16 protein-coding genes are annotated in these 17,183 nt (G+C 49.4%); 9 read left to right on the plus strand and 7 right to left on the minus strand.

Going from position 1 to position 17,183, the window contains the following annotated elements; translation table 11 throughout:
• Positions 1–10: 10 nt before the first annotated feature.
• Positions 11–706 carry a YggS family pyridoxal phosphate-dependent enzyme gene (locus tag CWE09_RS13555; protein ID WP_126804605.1) on the minus strand — a complete coding sequence of 232 codons (696 nt, stop codon included), beginning with the start codon at positions 704–706 and terminating at the stop codon, positions 11–13.
• Between the two features lie 83 nt (positions 707–789).
• Between CWE09_RS13555 and CWE09_RS13560 the strand changes: the two genes are divergently transcribed.
• Positions 790–1,830 carry a type IV pilus twitching motility protein PilT gene (locus CWE09_RS13560; protein WP_126804606.1) on the plus strand — a complete coding sequence of 347 codons (1,041 nt, stop codon included), beginning with the start codon at positions 790–792 and terminating at the stop codon, positions 1,828–1,830.
• 60 nt (positions 1,831–1,890) lie between these two features.
• Positions 1,891–2,904 (plus strand): tRNA (adenosine(37)-N6)-threonylcarbamoyltransferase complex transferase subunit TsaD, encoded by a 1,014-nt coding sequence (gene tsaD / locus CWE09_RS13565; protein ID WP_126804607.1) that lies wholly within the window; start codon positions 1,891–1,893, stop codon positions 2,902–2,904.
• Here the strand turns inward: tsaD and plsY are convergent.
• Positions 2,901–3,494: a glycerol-3-phosphate 1-O-acyltransferase PlsY gene (gene plsY / locus CWE09_RS13570; RefSeq protein ID WP_126804608.1), complete on the minus strand. Its 594-nt coding sequence runs from the start codon at positions 3,492–3,494 to the stop codon at positions 2,901–2,903. The two genes, tsaD and plsY, sit on opposite strands and share 4 nt — an antisense overlap.
• Before the next feature lie 106 nt (positions 3,495–3,600).
• Between plsY and folB the strand changes: the two genes are divergently transcribed.
• Together folB and folK are read left to right on the plus strand one after the other, a co-directional pair.
• On the plus strand, positions 3,601–3,966 hold the full coding sequence (gene folB, locus CWE09_RS13575) for a dihydroneopterin aldolase (protein WP_126804609.1): 366 nt from the start codon (positions 3,601–3,603) through the stop codon (positions 3,964–3,966).
• 14 nt (positions 3,967–3,980) lie between these two features.
• On the plus strand, positions 3,981–4,493 hold the full coding sequence (folK, locus tag CWE09_RS13580) for a 2-amino-4-hydroxy-6-hydroxymethyldihydropteridine diphosphokinase (protein WP_126804610.1): 513 nt from the start codon (positions 3,981–3,983) through the stop codon (positions 4,491–4,493).
• On the opposite strand, the gene CWE09_RS13585 is transcribed toward folK, so the two are convergent.
• A complete protein-coding gene (locus tag CWE09_RS13585) occupies positions 4,479–5,600 on the minus strand; it encodes a tRNA nucleotidyltransferase/poly(A) polymerase-related protein (protein WP_126804611.1) in 1,122 nt (373 codons plus the stop codon). The two genes, folK and CWE09_RS13585, sit on opposite strands and share 15 nt — an antisense overlap.
• 166 nt (positions 5,601–5,766) lie before the next feature.
• On the opposite strand from CWE09_RS13585, the gene CWE09_RS13590 reads away from it, so the two are divergent.
• Both CWE09_RS13590 and CWE09_RS13595 read left to right on the plus strand, forming a co-directional pair.
• Complete coding sequence (locus tag CWE09_RS13590) at positions 5,767–7,545, plus strand: acyl-CoA dehydrogenase C-terminal domain-containing protein (protein ID WP_126804612.1); 1,779 nt, start codon at positions 5,767–5,769, stop codon at positions 7,543–7,545.
• Positions 7,546–7,647: 102 nt separating this feature from the next.
• Complete coding sequence (locus tag CWE09_RS13595) at positions 7,648–8,433, plus strand: PhzF family phenazine biosynthesis protein (RefSeq protein ID WP_126804613.1); 786 nt, start codon at positions 7,648–7,650, stop codon at positions 8,431–8,433.
• On the opposite strand, the gene CWE09_RS13600 is transcribed toward CWE09_RS13595, so the two are convergent.
• From CWE09_RS13600 to CWE09_RS13615, 4 genes are read right to left on the minus strand one after another with little or no spacing between them, the layout of a single operon-like run.
• On the minus strand, positions 8,383–8,871 hold the full coding sequence (locus CWE09_RS13600) for a GNAT family N-acetyltransferase (RefSeq protein WP_126804614.1): 489 nt from the start codon (positions 8,869–8,871) through the stop codon (positions 8,383–8,385). The genes CWE09_RS13595 and CWE09_RS13600 overlap by 51 nt on opposite strands.
• Complete coding sequence (locus CWE09_RS13605; protein ID WP_126804615.1) at positions 8,868–9,368, minus strand: gamma-glutamylcyclotransferase family protein; 501 nt, start codon at positions 9,366–9,368, stop codon at positions 8,868–8,870. The genes CWE09_RS13600 and CWE09_RS13605 overlap by 4 nt, the downstream gene beginning before the upstream one ends.
• Positions 9,368–10,357, minus strand: coding sequence for an LLM class flavin-dependent oxidoreductase (locus CWE09_RS13610; RefSeq protein ID WP_126804616.1), 990 nt, complete (start codon positions 10,355–10,357; stop codon positions 9,368–9,370). Before CWE09_RS13610 ends, CWE09_RS13605 begins: the two co-directional genes overlap by 1 nt.
• A 12-nt stretch (positions 10,358–10,369) precedes the next feature.
• Positions 10,370–11,614, minus strand: coding sequence for a DUF2254 domain-containing protein (locus CWE09_RS13615; protein WP_126804617.1), 1,245 nt, complete (start codon positions 11,612–11,614; stop codon positions 10,370–10,372).
• 125 nt (positions 11,615–11,739) lie between these two features.
• Here CWE09_RS13615 and CWE09_RS13620 point away from each other — a divergent pair, with 125 nt between their 5' ends.
• The 3 genes from CWE09_RS13620 to CWE09_RS13630 all read left to right on the plus strand — a co-directional run bounded on the left by CWE09_RS13620 (position 11,740) and on the right by CWE09_RS13630 (position 17,174).
• Positions 11,740–12,741 (plus strand): cytochrome-c peroxidase, encoded by a 1,002-nt coding sequence (locus CWE09_RS13620; protein ID WP_126804618.1) that lies wholly within the window; start codon positions 11,740–11,742, stop codon positions 12,739–12,741.
• A gap of 76 nt (positions 12,742–12,817) precedes the next feature.
• Positions 12,818–14,044 carry an exonuclease SbcCD subunit D C-terminal domain-containing protein gene (locus CWE09_RS13625; RefSeq protein ID WP_126804619.1) on the plus strand — a complete coding sequence of 409 codons (1,227 nt, stop codon included), beginning with the start codon at positions 12,818–12,820 and terminating at the stop codon, positions 14,042–14,044.
• On the plus strand, positions 14,031–17,174 hold the full coding sequence (locus tag CWE09_RS13630; RefSeq protein ID WP_126804620.1) for an AAA family ATPase: 3,144 nt from the start codon (positions 14,031–14,033) through the stop codon (positions 17,172–17,174). Before CWE09_RS13625 ends, CWE09_RS13630 begins: the two co-directional genes overlap by 14 nt.
• The last annotated feature ends 9 nt before the right edge of the window (positions 17,175–17,183 follow it).

Raw genomic sequence — 17,183 nt, forward strand, 5'->3', positions numbered from 1 at the left:
AAATCTGTCCTTATTGTCGCTTACCAAAAAGTGACGTACCTACACGTACCATAGTCGAGCCATGTTGAATGGCGGTTGCCATGTCATTGCTCATACCTAATGATAGCGTATCTACGTTATCGTATTCTTGTTGCAGTGCATGAAATGCCTCAGCCAGGGCATTAAAGCTCTGCTGTTGCTGCTGTTCACTGGCATTTGCCGAAGGAATCGACATGATGCCGCGCAAGGTCAGCTGTGGCAGTTGATCTATTTCGGCAGCCAGTTCCTGAAGCTGCTCCAGAGCAATACCTGATTTGCTGCTCTCATCGTCTATATTGACCTGAATCAGTACCTGCAACGGCGGCAGATGCGTGGGGCGTTGTTCACTCAGCCTGCGGGCTATCTTCAGGCGGTCAATGCTTTGCACCCAGGCAAAATTTTCAGCTACCAGACGGGTTTTGTTGGACTGTAACGGGCCGATAAAATGCCAGTTGATATCTTTGTATTGGGCAAGTTCGGCTATTTTGTCGACGGCTTCCTGCACATAGTTTTCACCAAAGTCACGTAAACCCGCCTGGTAAGCTTCAACCACCATGCTGGCAGGCTTAGTTTTACTTACCGCAATCAGGTGCACGCTGTCGGGATCGCGCTGAGCAGCCTTACAGGCCTGCTCAATTTGCTGTTCTACAGATGCCAGTTGTGTCTTAAGTGCTAAAGGTTGCGCCATTGTTACCCGTCTTTTCCTTCGCGAATCAGCTACTTTCAGTTAGGATTATCATAACATCCCTGCACACAATAAGGATCCCGTAGATGGATATTGAGCAACTGTTACAGCGAAGCGTCGCCGATAATGCCTCTGACTTGCATATTTCAGCAGGTTCGCCTCCCTTAATGCGGGTGGATGGCGAAATTATCAAGGCGGGCACTCAGGTGCTGAGCGAGGACGATGTCAAAAATCTGTTGTTGGGCATTATGACCGAGCATCAACGGCATGAATATGCAGAGCACCTGGAAACGGATTTTGCTTACCATGTACCGGGACTGGCTCGTTTTCGGGTCAATGTGTTCACCCAGCAGCGCGGTGCAGCGGCGGCTTTTCGTACTATTCCTGATCGTGTTTTGACACTTGATGAGCTGGACGCTCCACCAGTGCTCAAGGAATTAGCAGAACTGCATCGCGGACTGGTATTGGTGACAGGCCCTACCGGTTCGGGTAAATCAACCACTCTGGCAGCTATGGTTAATCACATAAATGAGAGCCGCCAGCAGCATATTCTGACTATTGAAGATCCCATTGAGTTTGTTCATCAAAATAAGCAGAGCTTGATTAACCAGCGCGAAGTGCATCGTGATACGCATAGTTTTCAGGCGGCGTTACGTTCAGCGTTGCGTGAAGATCCGGATGTGATCCTGGTGGGGGAGCTGCGCGATCTGGAGACCATTCGACTGGCAATGACGGCAGCCGAAACGGGACATCTGGTGTTTGCGACTTTGCATACCACTTCGGCGCCAAAAACTATTAATCGAATTATTGATGTGTTTCCGGGGGATGAAAAAGCTATGGTTCGCTCGATGCTCTCGGAGTCTTTACGTGGCGTAGTGTCACAGCTGTTATTGAAACGGCCGCGAGGTGGGCGCATCGCAGCCCATGAAGTGATGGTGGCAACCCCTGCGATTAAAAATCTGATACGCGAAGATAAAGTGGCGCAGATGTATTCAGCGGTGCAAACCGGTGCCAGCCATGGCATGCAAACTATGGAGCAGGCGCTGACCCGGTTGCAGCAAAGCAATGCGGTGGAGAACGAGAGTGTTCAGCGCATTCTGGGCAGCAGTCAGTCGCAATCCTTTTAACTAGGCCTGGAATACAGGTAAACTACGCACCTTGATCAGAACAGCTGAATAGGTAACTGCATGCGAGTGCTGGGAATTGAAACTTCCTGTGATGAAACTGGAATCGCTATTTACGATAGCGAGCGCGGCTTGCTGGCGCACCAGTTATATAGCCAGGTAAAACTGCATGCGGATTATGGTGGGGTAGTACCTGAGCTGGCGTCACGTGACCATGTACGCAAAACCCTGCCGCTTATTAAGCGCGCAATGCAGGAAGCGAACACCGAAGCGACGCAAATTGATGGTATCGCTTATACGGCAGGGCCTGGCTTAGTGGGTGCTTTAATGGTCGGTGCTTGTGTCGGTCGCAGCCTGGCCTATGGTTGGCAGGTTCCTGCATTAGCCGTGCACCATATGGAAGGGCATTTGCTGGCGCCTATGCTGGAAACTGAACAACCTGAATTTCCCTTTGTTGCCTTACTGGTATCTGGCGGTCATACCATGCTGGTGCGGGTTGATGGCATTGGTCAGTATCAGTTATTGGGCGAATCTATTGACGATGCCGCTGGCGAAGCTTTTGATAAAACGGCCAAACTTATGGGGCTGGATTATCCGGGCGGACCGCGTTTGGCTAAACTGGCCGAACAGGGCGAGCCTACTGATCTTAAGTTTCCGCGGCCGATGACCGATCGTCCGGGGCTGGACTTTTCTTTTAGCGGCTTAAAAACTGCCGCTTCAAATGCGCTGCAGAAGTCAGCTCAGGATCAGCAAAGTCTGGCCAACATCGCTTATGCATTTCAGCAAGCGGTAGTCGATACATTAGTTATTAAGTGCCGTCGTGCGTTACAGCAAACCGGGCTTAACCGTTTGGTTGTGGCTGGTGGTGTGAGTGCTAACACTGAATTACGAGAACAATTAAAGCAACTAACGCAAAGCCTGAAAGGGCAGGTTTTTTATCCGCGTCCTGAGTTTTGTACTGATAACGGGGCTATGATTGCATTTGCTGGTTGTCAGCGTCTGCAGGCTGGCCAGCAGGAAGGTTTGGCGATAATTACCAGGCCGCGCTGGCCGTTGCATGAGTTGCCACCGGTTTAAGACTTAGGTTTACGAAAGCCAACTTCGTTGCCCTGAATTAAGCGTATTATATTAGTACGGTGGCGCCAGATAATAAGTGCAGTGAGCATAATCGCGGGAATACTATACTGGGGTTTAATCAGGTACGCATAAAAAGGCGCCAGGCTGACGGTTATCAGGGCAGCCAGCGAGGAGACCCTGCTGATGCTGAATACCAGTATCCAGGTTGCAATTAGCAACAGGGCCATCTCCCAGGCGACTGGAAACATTGCGCCCAGGGCGGTAGCAACGGCTTTACCGCCTTTAAAGTCAAAGTAGAGGGGGTAGATATGGCCAACACAGGCAGCGATTGCAACCCAACCCAGAATAATAGGACTCAGCCCCAGATAATAAGACAGCCAGACGGGCAACATGCCTTTTAAAACATCAAACAGTAAGGTAATAGCAGCGGGCAGGGCTCCGGCCATACGGTACACATTGGTAGCTCCCGGATTGCCTGAACCACGCAGTCGCGGGTCGTCCATTTTGAAAAGTTTGCATATAAGCACAGCACTACTGACCGACCCTAACAGGTAGGCGCTCAGGATCATAAGAAGGGCAAGTGCTGACATCTTTTGGGGTTAAACCTTAAGTTAGGGTAATATCAGGGCGTTTTCATTAGCGTTAGCATAAGAGGTTTGCTGGCAAAATGCTATCCGACCACCGAGGTAAAACATAATGCAGGACAAAGTTATTATTGAAGGCCTGGAAGTGGATACGGTTATTGGTATTTATGACTGGGAAAAAGAAATTCGGCAACCGCTAGTGATTGACTTGCAAATGGCATGGCCAAATCAAGCGCCCGCGCATAGTGATAATATTGAGGACGCTCTGGATTATGAAGCGCTGTGTAACCAAATAACCAGTTGGTTGCAGGCTCAACCTTTTGCTTTGATCGAACGAGTAGCTGAACATATCGCCAGCCAGATTATCGAGCAGTTTTCCGTCAGCTGGTTGCGGGTGAGGGTCGCCAAACCCACGGCGATTAAACAGGCCAGACTGGTCGCAGTGGAAATTGAGCGTTCCGTTAACGACAATATTTAATAAGAGACTAGCTTGTGACCCAGGTATTTATCAGCATTGGCAGTAATATTGATCCTGAGTGGCATATACGTGCCGGTGTAGAGCGGCTGCAACAGCTCTTTTCAGTGGTCAGTCTGTCATCGGTTTATGAAAGTGAGTCGGTGGGTTTCAGGGGCGATAACTTTCTTAACCTCGTGGCGAAAGTAGAAACGGACAGCAGTGTGGCCGAACTGCAAAAGCTGTTTAAGCAAATTGAAGATGATTTTGGCCGGGTAAGGGATGGCATTAAGTGCAGCGCTCGTTCGCTGGATCTCGATCTTCTGCTTTATGGCGATAAAGTGAATGTAGCCAATAGCGAGTCTGAACCTGAGTTACCCCGTGCTGAAATAACATATAATGCTTTTGTGCTCTGGCCCCTGGCTGAGCTTGCGCCCCATCTGCAGCATCCGGTCACCGGACGAAGCTATGCACAGATGTGGCAGGCTTACGATAAAGCTCAGAAACTGTGGCCAGTTGAGTTTAACTGGCATGCTTCAGTGCATGCTTAGCTTATAATCAGTTAGCAGATCAGCAATGGTATCCAGGCGTTTTTGATTTAATACTTTAGTGATTTCCGGCCCTTTGTAACCAGCTTCAATAATAGACTGCACATCAATAGCCAGGCAGGCTTTAAATGCTTGTTTTAGCAATTGCAGGCGTTCAGCAGGCAAAGTATCTAATGCATCAATGACCAGCCATGCCTGAGCAAAACGCTCGGAGCGACGCCATGCATCGGATTTTTGCAGAACCTCAAGTAGCGTTTTTGCATTAAAAGCGGCATGTAAATGGCCACTTATAGAAAGCACCATATCCGCTAAATCACGACAGTTATTGGGGACTTTGAGTTGCTCGTGTACGTGCTGCACTTCTGGCGAAGGGAGCTGTTGATAAAGGTCCCAGATCCAAACTGCGTAAGCTTCTTCTAATACACTGCCGGACTGTTGCGTGAATTTTTTCAAGCCTGGCCATATCAGATGGTCAGGTAGCTTCATCGCGAGTAATGGCTTCAGTGCCTGTAACCGGTGTAAAACGGTAAAGAAGATATGCGTTGACGGGCCGGTCAGGCTGCGCGCAAACTCCTGCCATACGCGTTCTTTGGTGAGTGCTTCTAATTCACCGGATTGAGCCATGTCGCGCATCAGTTGTTCGGTTTCGGGCGCTATCTGAAAGCCCAGCTGATGAAAACGAGCGGCAAAGCGGGCAACACGGAGCACCCGTAATGGGTCTTCACTGAAGGCTGGGGAAACATGACGCAGTACTCGGTTCTTTAAATCCTGTTGGCCCTGATAGGGGTCTATCAGTTTACCCTGCTGATCTTTGGCTATGGCATTGACGGTTAAATCACGGCGTTGCAGATCCTGCTCCAGGGTCACATCAGGGGCGGCATAACAGTCGAAGCCTTTATAGCCTCTGCCTGATTTGCGTTCAGTGCGGGCGAGAGCATATTCAGCACGGCTTTCAGGGTGAAGAAAAACAGGAAAGTCTTTACCTACCGGTTGATAGCCCAGATCCAGCATCTGTTGAGGTGTCGCACCGACTACTACGTAGTCACGCTCGTGCACATCCAGTCCCAGCAGTTCATCACGCACTGCTCCTCCCACTAGATATACTTCCACTTGCGACTCCTTGGTAAATGACTTAACTGATTTAATGGGCTCATCATTACTAAAGGTCAAAAGGAATGCAAGATTGACTTGCGCTTAATAGTCAGTTTTGCCATGATAACGGCAAAATCAAACGACTGTTTGAAACTTGTGTTTCTTTTCCTCCCGGGAGATTGTAATGAGCGACTATAAAGCATCCTTACAGGATATGAACTTTGTCTTGCACGAGGTTTTTGATGTAGCGACTGACTGGCAGAATATGCCTGCGCTGCAGGACATGATGGATAAAGATACCGCCAGTGCCATTCTGGAAGAAGCGGCAAAAGTAGCCGAAGGGCTGGTGGCTCCGAATGCGCGGGCTGCGGATGAGCAGGGCGTAAGTTATGCGGATAAAAAAGTCACCACCCCGGATGGTTACAAAGAAGCTTATCGTCAGCTGGCCGAGGGTGGCTGGGTCGGTGTGACCGCTAATCCAGATTTTGGCGGTATGGGCTTACCGAAAGTATTGTCTGCGCAGTATGAAGAAATGCTCTGTGCTGCAGATATCTCGTTTTCGCTTTATCCTGGATTGACCGCTGGCGCTATTATGACGCTGGATCTGCATGGTAGTGATGAGCTCAAAGATATTTATCTGCCACGGCTGGCGGCCGGTGAATGGACAGGTACTATGTGTCTGACCGAACCTCACGCGGGCACTGACCTGGGAATTATTCGCACTAAGGCGGAGCCAGCTGCTGATGGTAGCTTTGAACTTACCGGCACTAAGATATTTATTACGGGTGGCGAGCACGATCTGACTGACAACATTGTGCATCTGGTGTTGGCTAAGTTACCGGACGCGCCGGCAGGTACCAGAGGTATTTCCCTGTTTGTGGTACCTAAGTTCCTGGTCAACGAAGACGGCAGCCTGGGTGAACGCAACCCGGTAAGTGCGGGGTCAGTTGAACATAAAATGGGCATTCACGGTTCAGCCACCTGTGTGATGAACTTTGATGCCGCGAAAGGCTGGCTGGTGGGTGAACCTCATCGCGGGCTGGCGGCTATGTTTACGATGATGAACTATGAACGCCTGGGTGTAGGTATTCAGGGCCTGGGGGCCGCAGTGCGCTCTTATGGTACGGCCCTGGATTATGCGATTGACCGTCGCCAGGGACGTGGTGCCAAAGCGACCCGGGATGAGAATGCGAGTGCAGATAGTTTGATGGTGCATGGCGACATACGCCGTATGTTACTGACCATGAAAGCTTTCATTGAAGGTGGCCGGGCTTTCTCAAGCTATGTCGGTCAGCAACTGGATCGTTCCAAATATGCAGCCGATGAAAACCAACGGGAAGATGCCGAACGTCTGGTTATGCTGCTGACACCGGTAGCTAAAGCCTTTATGACAGATACGGGTCTGGAAGCGACTATCCATGGACAACAGGTGCTGGGCGGCCATGGTTATGTGCGGGAGTGGGGCCAGGAACAATGGGTTCGTGACTGCCGTATCGCCCAGATCTACGAGGGCACCAACGGCATTCAGGCTCTGGATCTGCTGGGTCGTAAAGTAGTAGGTACCCGTGGTGAACTGTTGAAACCTTTGCTGGCTGACATTGCAGCTATACTGGAAAATGTGGGCGCTGGCTGGGAACTTGAAGCTGGGCAACTTAAGCAGGCGTCAGCTGAGCTGCAACGGGTGACTGGCGAAATTCTGCACAAAGTCGGCGAGGATGAAAACCTGGTAAACAGTCTGGCGGTAGAATATCTGCACCTGGTCGGTTATGTCAGTTACGCCTATTTGTGGCTGCGCATGGGGCTTGCTGCCCAAGCCGCTGACAGTAGCGATAATTTTTACTCAGCTAAAGTGAAAACTGCGCGTTTTTATTTCGCTAAACTGTTGCCGCGTATTGACGGTCTGATAGGAGCACTGGACACAGGTTCGGCGCCTTTATTTGAGCACAATGTTGAAGACTTTTGATTTTTGATTAAGATGAACAGGGCTACTGCTTGCAGTGGCCCTTTTTTATGCGCGCATCTATTGTGCCTGCATTTTTAACAGCACAGGACTTTGCAGAAGGTTATGAAACTAAAAATATATCAGGTCGACGCATTCACCGATAAAGTGTTTGCTGGTAACCCTGCGGCGGTAGTATTGCTTGACCGCTGGTTAGCGGATACTAAGTTGCAGGCTATCGCGGAGGAAAACAACCTCTCTGAAACTGCTTTCCTGGTGGCTGCAAAAGACGCGCATGATTATGAACTGCGCTGGTTTACACCCGCTGACGAAGTGGATTTATGTGGTCACGCGACATTAGCATCGGCCCATGTTTTGTTTCAGATATCTGCTAGCGAACAACTGAGTTTCAGTACCCGCAGCGGTACGCTAAAAGTTGTACGTACCGCGCAAGGCTTATTGCAAATGGACTTTCCTGCGGCTCAGATGACAGAAGTTGCGGTACCTGATGTGCTGATACAAGCCCTTGGCAAAGCGCCGGTACGCCTGGTCAAAGGTTATGACTATATTGCTTTTTACGAGCAGCAAAGTGATGTTCAGCAGTTAACCCCGGATTTTCTGCGTCTGGCAGAGATGGACGGCCGTGGCGTTCTGGTCACCGCACCGGGTGAACAGGGCGACTTTGTCAGCCGCTGTTTCTTTCCTAAGCTCAGAGTCAACGAAGATCCTGTGACAGGTTCGGCTCATTGCGAGCTGGCACCTCTATGGGCTGCTGAGCTTGGCAAAAACCAAGTGACAGGCAGGCAGCTTTCTGCCCGGGGTGGGCAGGTGCTGTGTGAAGTAATTGAGCAGCGTGTCTTATTAAGTGGTGCTGCGGTGATTTATCTGGAAGGCTGGATTTATCTGGATTGAACAACACATCAGGTAACGGTGCTGGCCGGGGCCAAGGTAATCGGTCTGCAGTTGTTGTACCTCAAAGCCCTGATTCTGATAAAGAGTGACCGCGGCGTGGTTGTCCGGAGCTACCGTAAGCCAGTATTTTTCAGTGCCGTATTGCTTTTGTAACCGCATGCTTTGCTGTAGTAAGGCTTTACCGGTTCCGCTGCCACGGGCAGACGGGCATACCAGTAAGGACATCAACCAGCTTTGTTCAGGTTCAAGTGCCGGAGAGGACAAGGCATAACCCAGTATGCGTTGTCCCGCGTGAGCTAGCAGCAGGTAGCCCGGCCATTGTGACAGCGCTTGATAAAACAGGCCAGCAGGGTAGGCGTGTTCGTTATACTGGCGCTTCTCAAGCTCGGCCAACTTTTCTATATCTGCATTGTCAGCGGCTCTTATCTGTACGCTCATAAGACCTTATCGCTCGGGTAAATAGACATTTCATGTTGATGACGCTGGTTATCGAGATCTTCAATGGCAGCGACACGGGTTATGCTGTTGATATAGGTTTCTGACAAGTCATGTTCACGGGCACCGACTAAAACGTGGTGTTTGTACCATTCGTAAGGCTTGAGACCCTCTTTCAGATCCGTGCCTGCGTAGGTGAATGCGGAGATGCTTTCACCAGACTGGGTGAGAACTTCAACATCGGTTGCTGTATACCCATAACCCTGGCCTTCAATACGATCCAGGGTATAACGCTGGTCTTGCGGTATTTTAAAAATCACCCCCAGAGTTGAGGACTTTTTATCTGGCTGAATGCAGCATTTAGCTGAGCCATCCTGGCTGAATTTACTAAAGCTCATCTGATAACCAGGTAATACCCCAACGCCGACAATCCGGGCGCTGGGTACCCTTGCCAGCAGTCGCCGGCTGGACATATTAGAACCATAAGCGAAATAAAACATCAGGACGCTCCGTTTAATGCTTCAGCAGCCATCCTTAACGATGTTATCCGATCCTCATGGTGATAGGCATGACAGGTTAACATCAGTTCATCAATGGCTGTATCTTCGATAAACATATTCATTTGATGCTGGATTTGTTGTCTTGTTCCGACAGCTGTATAGCTTAAAGCATGATTTGCCCGCGCTAGTTCGTGTGGACTAAACAAAGCGCGTATGTCGTCTACCGGGGCTGGCAGCAGGCCCGGGTTGCCCCGGCCCAGCGCAACAAACTGCTGCTGCATTGATGTCATCATGCGTCGGGCATGACGTTCATCGTCAGCAGCAAAAACATTCATCAGCGCCATAGCATAGGGTTTTTGCAAATAAGCTGAGGGCTGAAATTGCTGACGGTATAATTTAAGTGCCTGGTGCAGCATATCCGGGGCAAAATGAGAGGCAAAAGCATAAGGCAAACCCAGTTTGGCCGCCAGTTGCGCGCCGAACAGGCTAGAGCCTAATAACCAAATCGGGATCTGTTGTTGAAAACCAGGTATAGCTTTTATGGCATCCTCATCCTGGGCGTTCCATAAATACCCAAGCAGTTCTTCAACATCGGCAGGAAAGAACTCACTGTCTTCTGGCTTGCGGCGCAGTGCGCGCATGGTACGGCCGTCAGTTCCGGGTGCCCGGCCTAAGCCAAGATCGACCCGGCCCGGATACAGGGCGTCCAGGGTGCCAAACTGTTCAGCTACCATATAAGGGGCATGATTAGGTAACATGACACCGCCAGAGCCAATACGTATGTGTTCTGTCTGGCTGGCAACATAACCCAGTGCTACCGCAGTAGCTGCGCTGGCAATGCCTTTCATGTTGTGGTGCTCAGCCATCCAGTATCTGTGGTAGCCGAACTTTTCCGCATGTTGCGCGAGATCACCTGCATTCAGCAATGCCTGACGGGGGGTACAGCGGTCTGTTACCGGCGCTAAATCCAGGATTGAAAACTTAGTCAAAATCTCTCCTTACTACATCTTATAGGCTCGTATGACTTGCTTCTCAGTTTCCAGCGTTAAACAGGCTTCGGCGTATTCCATGGCTTTAAGGGAACACTCCCGGGCTGCCTGGGTTAATGCTTCAGAGCCCTGTTCTGCTAATGCATGCAATGCTTTGTGCAGACGAATATGCACTTCAAGCATTTTTCCTCCGTCCCTGGCAATAGGCAAAAAGGCATCATCAAATAAGTTATTTGGGTCAAGGGGAGTAATAAACAAGTGTTTATACTGGATTTCCTGCTGCTCAGGGGCTACTGAGTCCTTCCAGGGGGCCAGTAACCGCAGGTGACGGCTGATGACATCAATCGCGGTGCCAGGGTCATTAATAGCCGGGGATAATGCCCGTTGTGCGACTTCGGTGAGCACACACAAACCAAAGCGAGGGTCCTGATCAAAAGAGCGTTCATGATCGATACTAAAAGCTTCCCGTAATCCTGTTATCTGTTTGTCGTCAGGTTTTCCGGTATACCAGGCCATAGCTTTACGCTGATGTAGCAAGGTTCCGGGCACTGCCGCCAGGTAGATTTCACCGTCAAATGCGACCGCGCATGCTTCCAGCATTTGCATGTCCAGATGTTGTAGATAACCAACCTGCTGAGGGTATAAAGGAGTTGCAGAATCAGGTATATGCTCCAGGTTATATAATGGGTTCGCGCCCAGGGTCGGGCTTTTAAAGTAATGAGATAAGGCTTCTGCTGTTGTTTTCTCAAGCTGATTCGCAGTTTCGCCCACTCGGCCCAGCAGTGAAAGGTGCTCTATCCAGCGGAAAATAGTCACTATGATGAGCACGATAACAGCAAGGGTGAAGGCAAATAAGGTCAGCCGGCCGTTGTGGCCATACATTTCCGTGTTTAACGCAATAATGCCCACCAGGCTGAACAGGAATGAGCCGATAAAAGTCGCCAGTACATTCTGAGTGGTACTGTCTTTGCGGATCAATGTGGTCGCTCTGGGCGTGACATTATTAGTAGCCGCCACATAGGCAGTCACCATCACGCTGAGTGAAAAGGTCGTGATCATCAACATGCTGTTGGCCAGAATGTCGAGAATATGATCGACGGTGCTTATGCCAACATCAAAAGGCAGTGATATCTCCTCAAAGTCATCCGCCAGTATGCCTAGCAAGGCGGCAATTACAGCGACCAGAGCAAAGAGACAGGCACGTACCCAAAGGGTGGAGGTAATGTGAGATAACAGCCACTGCCATTTAGAAAACATCGGGTATTCCAGTGTGAAGAGAAAAAATCACGATACCACATAACGGGGTTGTTATTGATACAGGTCAGGGTCTTTACAGTTCAGTTAAGTATGCTGACAGAACCTGTAAAAATCTGGAGTTACTTATGAAGACCCTATCAGGATTATTGCCTTTACTGGCATTCTTCAGTGCACCTGTGCTTGCTGACAGGGTAGCCAACGAACCTATTAAACCTATACAAGCTGTGCAAGTTGATGATCCGGAGAAGGTTGCTCTGGGTAAAAAATTATTCTTTGAACCGCGACTGTCGCGATCCGGTTTTATTTCCTGTAACTCCTGTCATAATCTGAGTCGCGGAGGCAGTGATAACTTACCTACTTCTATTGGCCACAACTGGCAGCAAGGGCCCATTAACTCACCTACGGTACTGAACTCCAGTTTAAGCATGGCGCAGTTCTGGGATGGCCGTGCTGAAACCTTACAGGAGCAGGCGGCTGGCCCTATCGATAATCCCCTGGAAATGGCGTTTACCCATACCCTGGCGGTAGAAGTTTTGCGTTCTATTCCCGCTTATCTGGATTTGTTTGAGGGTGTTTATAACACCAGAGACATCAATATTGATCATGTGACCGACGCTATTGCTGTTTTTGAAGAAACTCTGGTTACTCCGAATGGGCGTTTTGATCAATGGCTGAAAGGCGACGATGAGGCGCTTACAGAACAGGAACTGGCGGGATATAAAACCTTTAAAGAAATAGGCTGCGCAGCCTGCCATTATGGAGAAGCGGTAGGTGGAAAAGATTTTCACCGTATGGGCATAGTTAATCAATACGCTACGGAAAACCCATCGCAAGGGCGTTACGAAGTCACTGGTGACGAGTCAGACCGCTTTTCTTTTAAGGTGCCAACGTTACGTAATGTCGAGCTGACTTATCCCTATTTTCATGACGGTGCTGTATGGACCTTAGAAGAAGCAACAGAGATCATGGCCTATTTACAATTAGGACGCGAGCTACCGGAGCAGGATATTGATAATATGGTGGCTTTCATGAAAACGCTGACTGGCGAGCAACCGCAAATTCAGGTGCCCCAGTTACCACCGTCACAGCCAGGCACGCCACGGCCTATACCTTTCGAAAACGACTGATAGAGGTCAGTTGTCGATGCTACACTAGTCGTGAGCATACCCGAAAGGGCAACAAGAACGACTGGAGTGGCACGGAATGAAGCTGTTACATACCTCAGACTGGCATTTGGGACGAACTTTGTATGGTAAAAAGCGCCACGCAGAGTTCGCTGCTTTTCTTTCCTGGTTAGAACAAATGCTGACGGAACAGGAAATAGATATTTTACTGGTCGCGGGCGATGTTTTCGATACGAACACTCCCGGTAACCGGGCTCAGGAGCTTTATTATCAGTTTTTAAGCCGTATTGCATTGGGCCCCTGCCGGCACGTGATTATTATCGGTGGTAACCACGACTCCCCTTCTTTTTTAGATGCGCCGCAACATCTTTTACGTTCGTTGAATGTGCACGTGATTGGTGCAGCTTGCGATGATCCTGCAGATGAAGTCATAACGCTTAAAAATAAACAAGGCCAGCCCGAAGCTATTATTTGTGCGGTGCCCTATTTACGTGACCGGGATTTAAGAATTTCAGCCGTTGGGGAAAGCATAGAAGAAAAAGAACAGAAGCTTCTGCAAGGTATCCGCGAGCATTATGCGGCAACCGGCGCACATGCACTTGAATGTCGTGGTGATAGCGACGTGCCTATCATTGGCATGGGCCATTTATTTACGGTTGATGGCAAGGTAGAAGAGGGCGATGGAGTGCGTGATCTCTATGTGGGTTCTCTGGGTAAGGTGCCAGCCAGCATATTTCCTGATTGCTATGATTACCTGGCGCTAGGTCATCTCCACGTCCCTCAGCGGGTAGCTGGCAAAGAAAATATGCGCTTTAGCGGTTCGCCGATTGCCATGGGGTTTGGTGAGGCCTATCAGCAAAAAAGTTTGTGTCTGGTTGAATTTGACGGCTGCCAGTGCAAGGTGGAGTTATTGCCCATTCCACTTTTTCAACGCCTGGAACGGGTAAAAGGCGATTTATCAAATGTCTCCGCGAGCCTGAAAAAACTAGCTGAAGCGGGGCAATCAGTTTGGGTTGAAGTTGATTATCAGGGCGATGCCAGTGTGTCTCAATTACGTGAGCGACTGCAGGCGGATATTGAAGACAGCCAGGTTGAAATTTTGCGGGTACGTAACGCCAAAGCTCGTAATAAGGCGCTACGCCGTGATACTGCAGAAGAGACATTAGACGAAATGAATGTGCATGAAGTTTTTCAGCGACGCTTGGCAGCGTCGGAGGTCGAAGAGCCGCAACAATTAAAGCTTAAAGATATGTACCATCAGGTGGTTAAGGCAGTGCAGGAGGCGGATACGCGTGAAGATTCTTAATCTGCGACTGAAAAACCTTAACTCTTTGGTCGGAGAGTGGGAGATAGACTTTACCGACCCCGCTTACCAGACCGATTCTATTTTTGCTATTACTGGTCCTACAGGGGCTGGTAAAAGCACCATTCTGGATGCTATTTGTCTTGCTTTATATGGCACTACACCGCGTTTAGGTAAAATTACTAAGTCAGAAAACGAGCTTATGTCACGTCAGACGGGAGCGTGTTTTGCTGAAGTTACTTTTTCTACTGCCAGCGGTAATTATCGCAGTTATTGGTCTCAGCACCGCAGTCGCAAAAAAGCAGGTGAACCCTTACAACAGCAGAAGCACGAACTGGCAGAGGCGGAAAGCGGAAAAATTCTGGAAGAAAAAGTAAGCCATGTTCCGGCAATGGTCGAGCAGCTAACAGGCATGGATTTTAAGCGATTCACTCGCTCAATGTTACTCGCTCAGGGTAGTTTCGCGGCATTTCTGACAGCCAGTGATGATGAGCGCAGCAGTATTCTTGAACAAATTACGGGCACTGCTATTTACGGTGAGTTATCCAGAGCCGCTTACCTTCGGTTTAGCGAAGAGAAACAAAAACTGAAAGATTTACAGCAGGAATTGAGCAGCGTGGAGTTGCTATCTGATGATGCAATAGCTGAACTGAACGCGCAGATCAAAAGCTTAAAAGCACAATACGATGAAACTAGCCGTTTGCACGACAAAGCCAAAGAACAAAGGCAGTGGCTGCACAAAGAAAAGCAACTTACCAGGCGCGAAGAGCAGATTGCAAACCAGTTACAGGCCTGGCAGCAAAAGAATAGAGCTTTTAGTGAGCAACGCGAGCGCTTAAGCGAAGGTGCGCAAGCTCGTCAATTTGAAGGCCTGCATGCGCGCCTGACTGTACACAGGGAAAGCCATGCTCAATACGAAAAAGATCTACGGGAGTGCCTTGAGGGTTTACCTGACGTAAAAGAAAAACGTCGTTTGCGCCGTTCTGAACTGGATATTGCTTTAAAACAATTGCAGGAAAAGAAAGATAAAGTTGAGCAGCAACTGCCACTGATTAATAAAGCCCGGGCTTTGGATAGCGAAATCAAGTCCTTGCGTGACCAGGAAGCGGCTGCGTTACAGCGGCATTCGGAGCAACAGGAAAAAATACGTCAGTATAAGTTGCGTGAAAAAAGAGCGTTGAATGAAAAAAAAGAGTCGGAACGTCTGCAACAAACACTGACCACCTGGCTTACTCAGTATCAGCGCGATGCCAGTCTGCATAATACCCGGGCAGGTATTGAATCCCGGCTTGATAACCTGGCGGAGAACCACGAGCAGCTTGCCCTGATTGAGAGCAATCAGCAGGAGGTGGCTGCTGAACTTAAGAAACTGCAGGGTCTGAAACTGGCGGATAAACACGAACAGGAACTGGAGACGGCCAGACAACGCCTGCAGGATGCCCAGCAATTGCTGGATGCACGACATCAATCCCTGCGCCTGGCGGCCAAAGTAGAAAGTCTGGAGGCTGAGCGGAACTTGCTACAGGAGGGGGAACCTTGCCCGCTTTGCGGTTCCGTCGAGCATCCTTATGCTGAACACAGCGGCCCCACAACGTCTTCCTATGAAAAAGAATACGAACAGGCCCGGGAGGCATATCTGAAGGCTGAGCAGAAACTGCAGCAGCTGAAGCTGGAACAGGTTGTTTCGGCCAAAGACCTGCAATGGGAACAGCGTCGACTGGAGGATAAAAACAACCTGTTGCAAAAAGATAAGCAGCAGGTTGAGCAGCGTATGCGCGGCCTTGAAGAACGTCTCAGTAGTGAACTTCAGCATTATCAGCTGAAGGTGCCTGTGCTGGATGATATCGCAGCGACTAAAGTAACGCTTAAGCAACGCGCAGATAGCTGGCAGGAGCATAAAGACAAACATCAGTATCTGAGTACAGTATTAGGCAATATTGCGACGAAACTGACAGCCCTTACTGAGCAGATAAGTGAAGGGCTGGAGATATTAGATGAAGCTCAGGAACGTTTGTCTAACATCGAACGGGTGCGTAAGAGCATAGAGGAGCAGCGTCGGGCTACGCTGGCAGCGGAAAATGTTGATCATTATGAAAAACAATTGCGAGCTGAGGTGAGCCAGTGTGAGGTCGATTATCAGCAGGCACAGGATCACTTTTATGAGATTAACGAAAAGTATCAAAATCATTTGAATACGATAGAGCGCCTGGAACAGCAACTGGCAGAAAGTGAACCTGTGCTGCAGAAATCTGAAGAGGAATTTGCGGCCGCTATAGCTGACTCAGACTTTGTTAGTGAGGATTTATTTTTACAGGCGCTTTTGAGTGAAGAAGAGCGAATTGCTATTCAGCATCAGGCAGAGACGTTACAACAGGAGCAACAACAGATCAGCTTTGAGCAGTCTGAGTTGAAGCGGCAGTTTGCAGAGGTCGCCGCGCTCCAGTTTGATGAAAAAAGCGAAGAAGAGTTAACCGCCGAGATAGATGGCCACCAGAAGCGCTGTGAAGAATTGCAGCAGCAACAAGGGGCATTGCAGAGTCAGCTGGATGTTAATGTAGCCAGGCAGGCGACGCTGTCCAGCAAGACCGAATTATTACAGGCGCAACAGACTGAATTTGATCACTGGTATCTGCTTAATGAGTTGATTGGCTCGGCAGATGGTAAAAAATATCGAAATTTCGCTCAAGGTCTCACGTTTGAGATTATGATCAGCCACGCTAATCAGCAGCTGGTTAAAATGACCGACCGTTATCTGTTGGTGCGTGATGAACAGGCACCTTTACAGCTAAATGTTATAGATGACTATCAGGCTGGCGAAGTTCGCTCCACGCGCAACCTGTCCGGTGGTGAAAGTTTCATTGTCAGTCTGGCACTGGCGCTTGGGTTATCCCAAATGGCCAGCCATAAAGTGCGGGTAGACTCGTTATTTCTGGATGAAGGTTTTGGTACGCTGGATGAAGAAGCCCTGGACGTCGCTTTGGATACTTTAAGCAGCTTGCAGCAGGATGGCAAAGTAATAGGGGTTATTTCGCATGTACCTGCGTTAAAAGAACGGATTGGTAACCAACTAATGATAATACCTGGGACTGGCGGCTATTCCCGAATTGAAGGCCCTGGAGTACAGGCCCACTAAAAAATAAAG

It is taken from the genome of Aliidiomarina minuta (genome assembly GCF_003987145.1).
Classification (GTDB): domain Bacteria; phylum Pseudomonadota; class Gammaproteobacteria; order Enterobacterales; family Alteromonadaceae; genus Aliidiomarina; species Aliidiomarina minuta.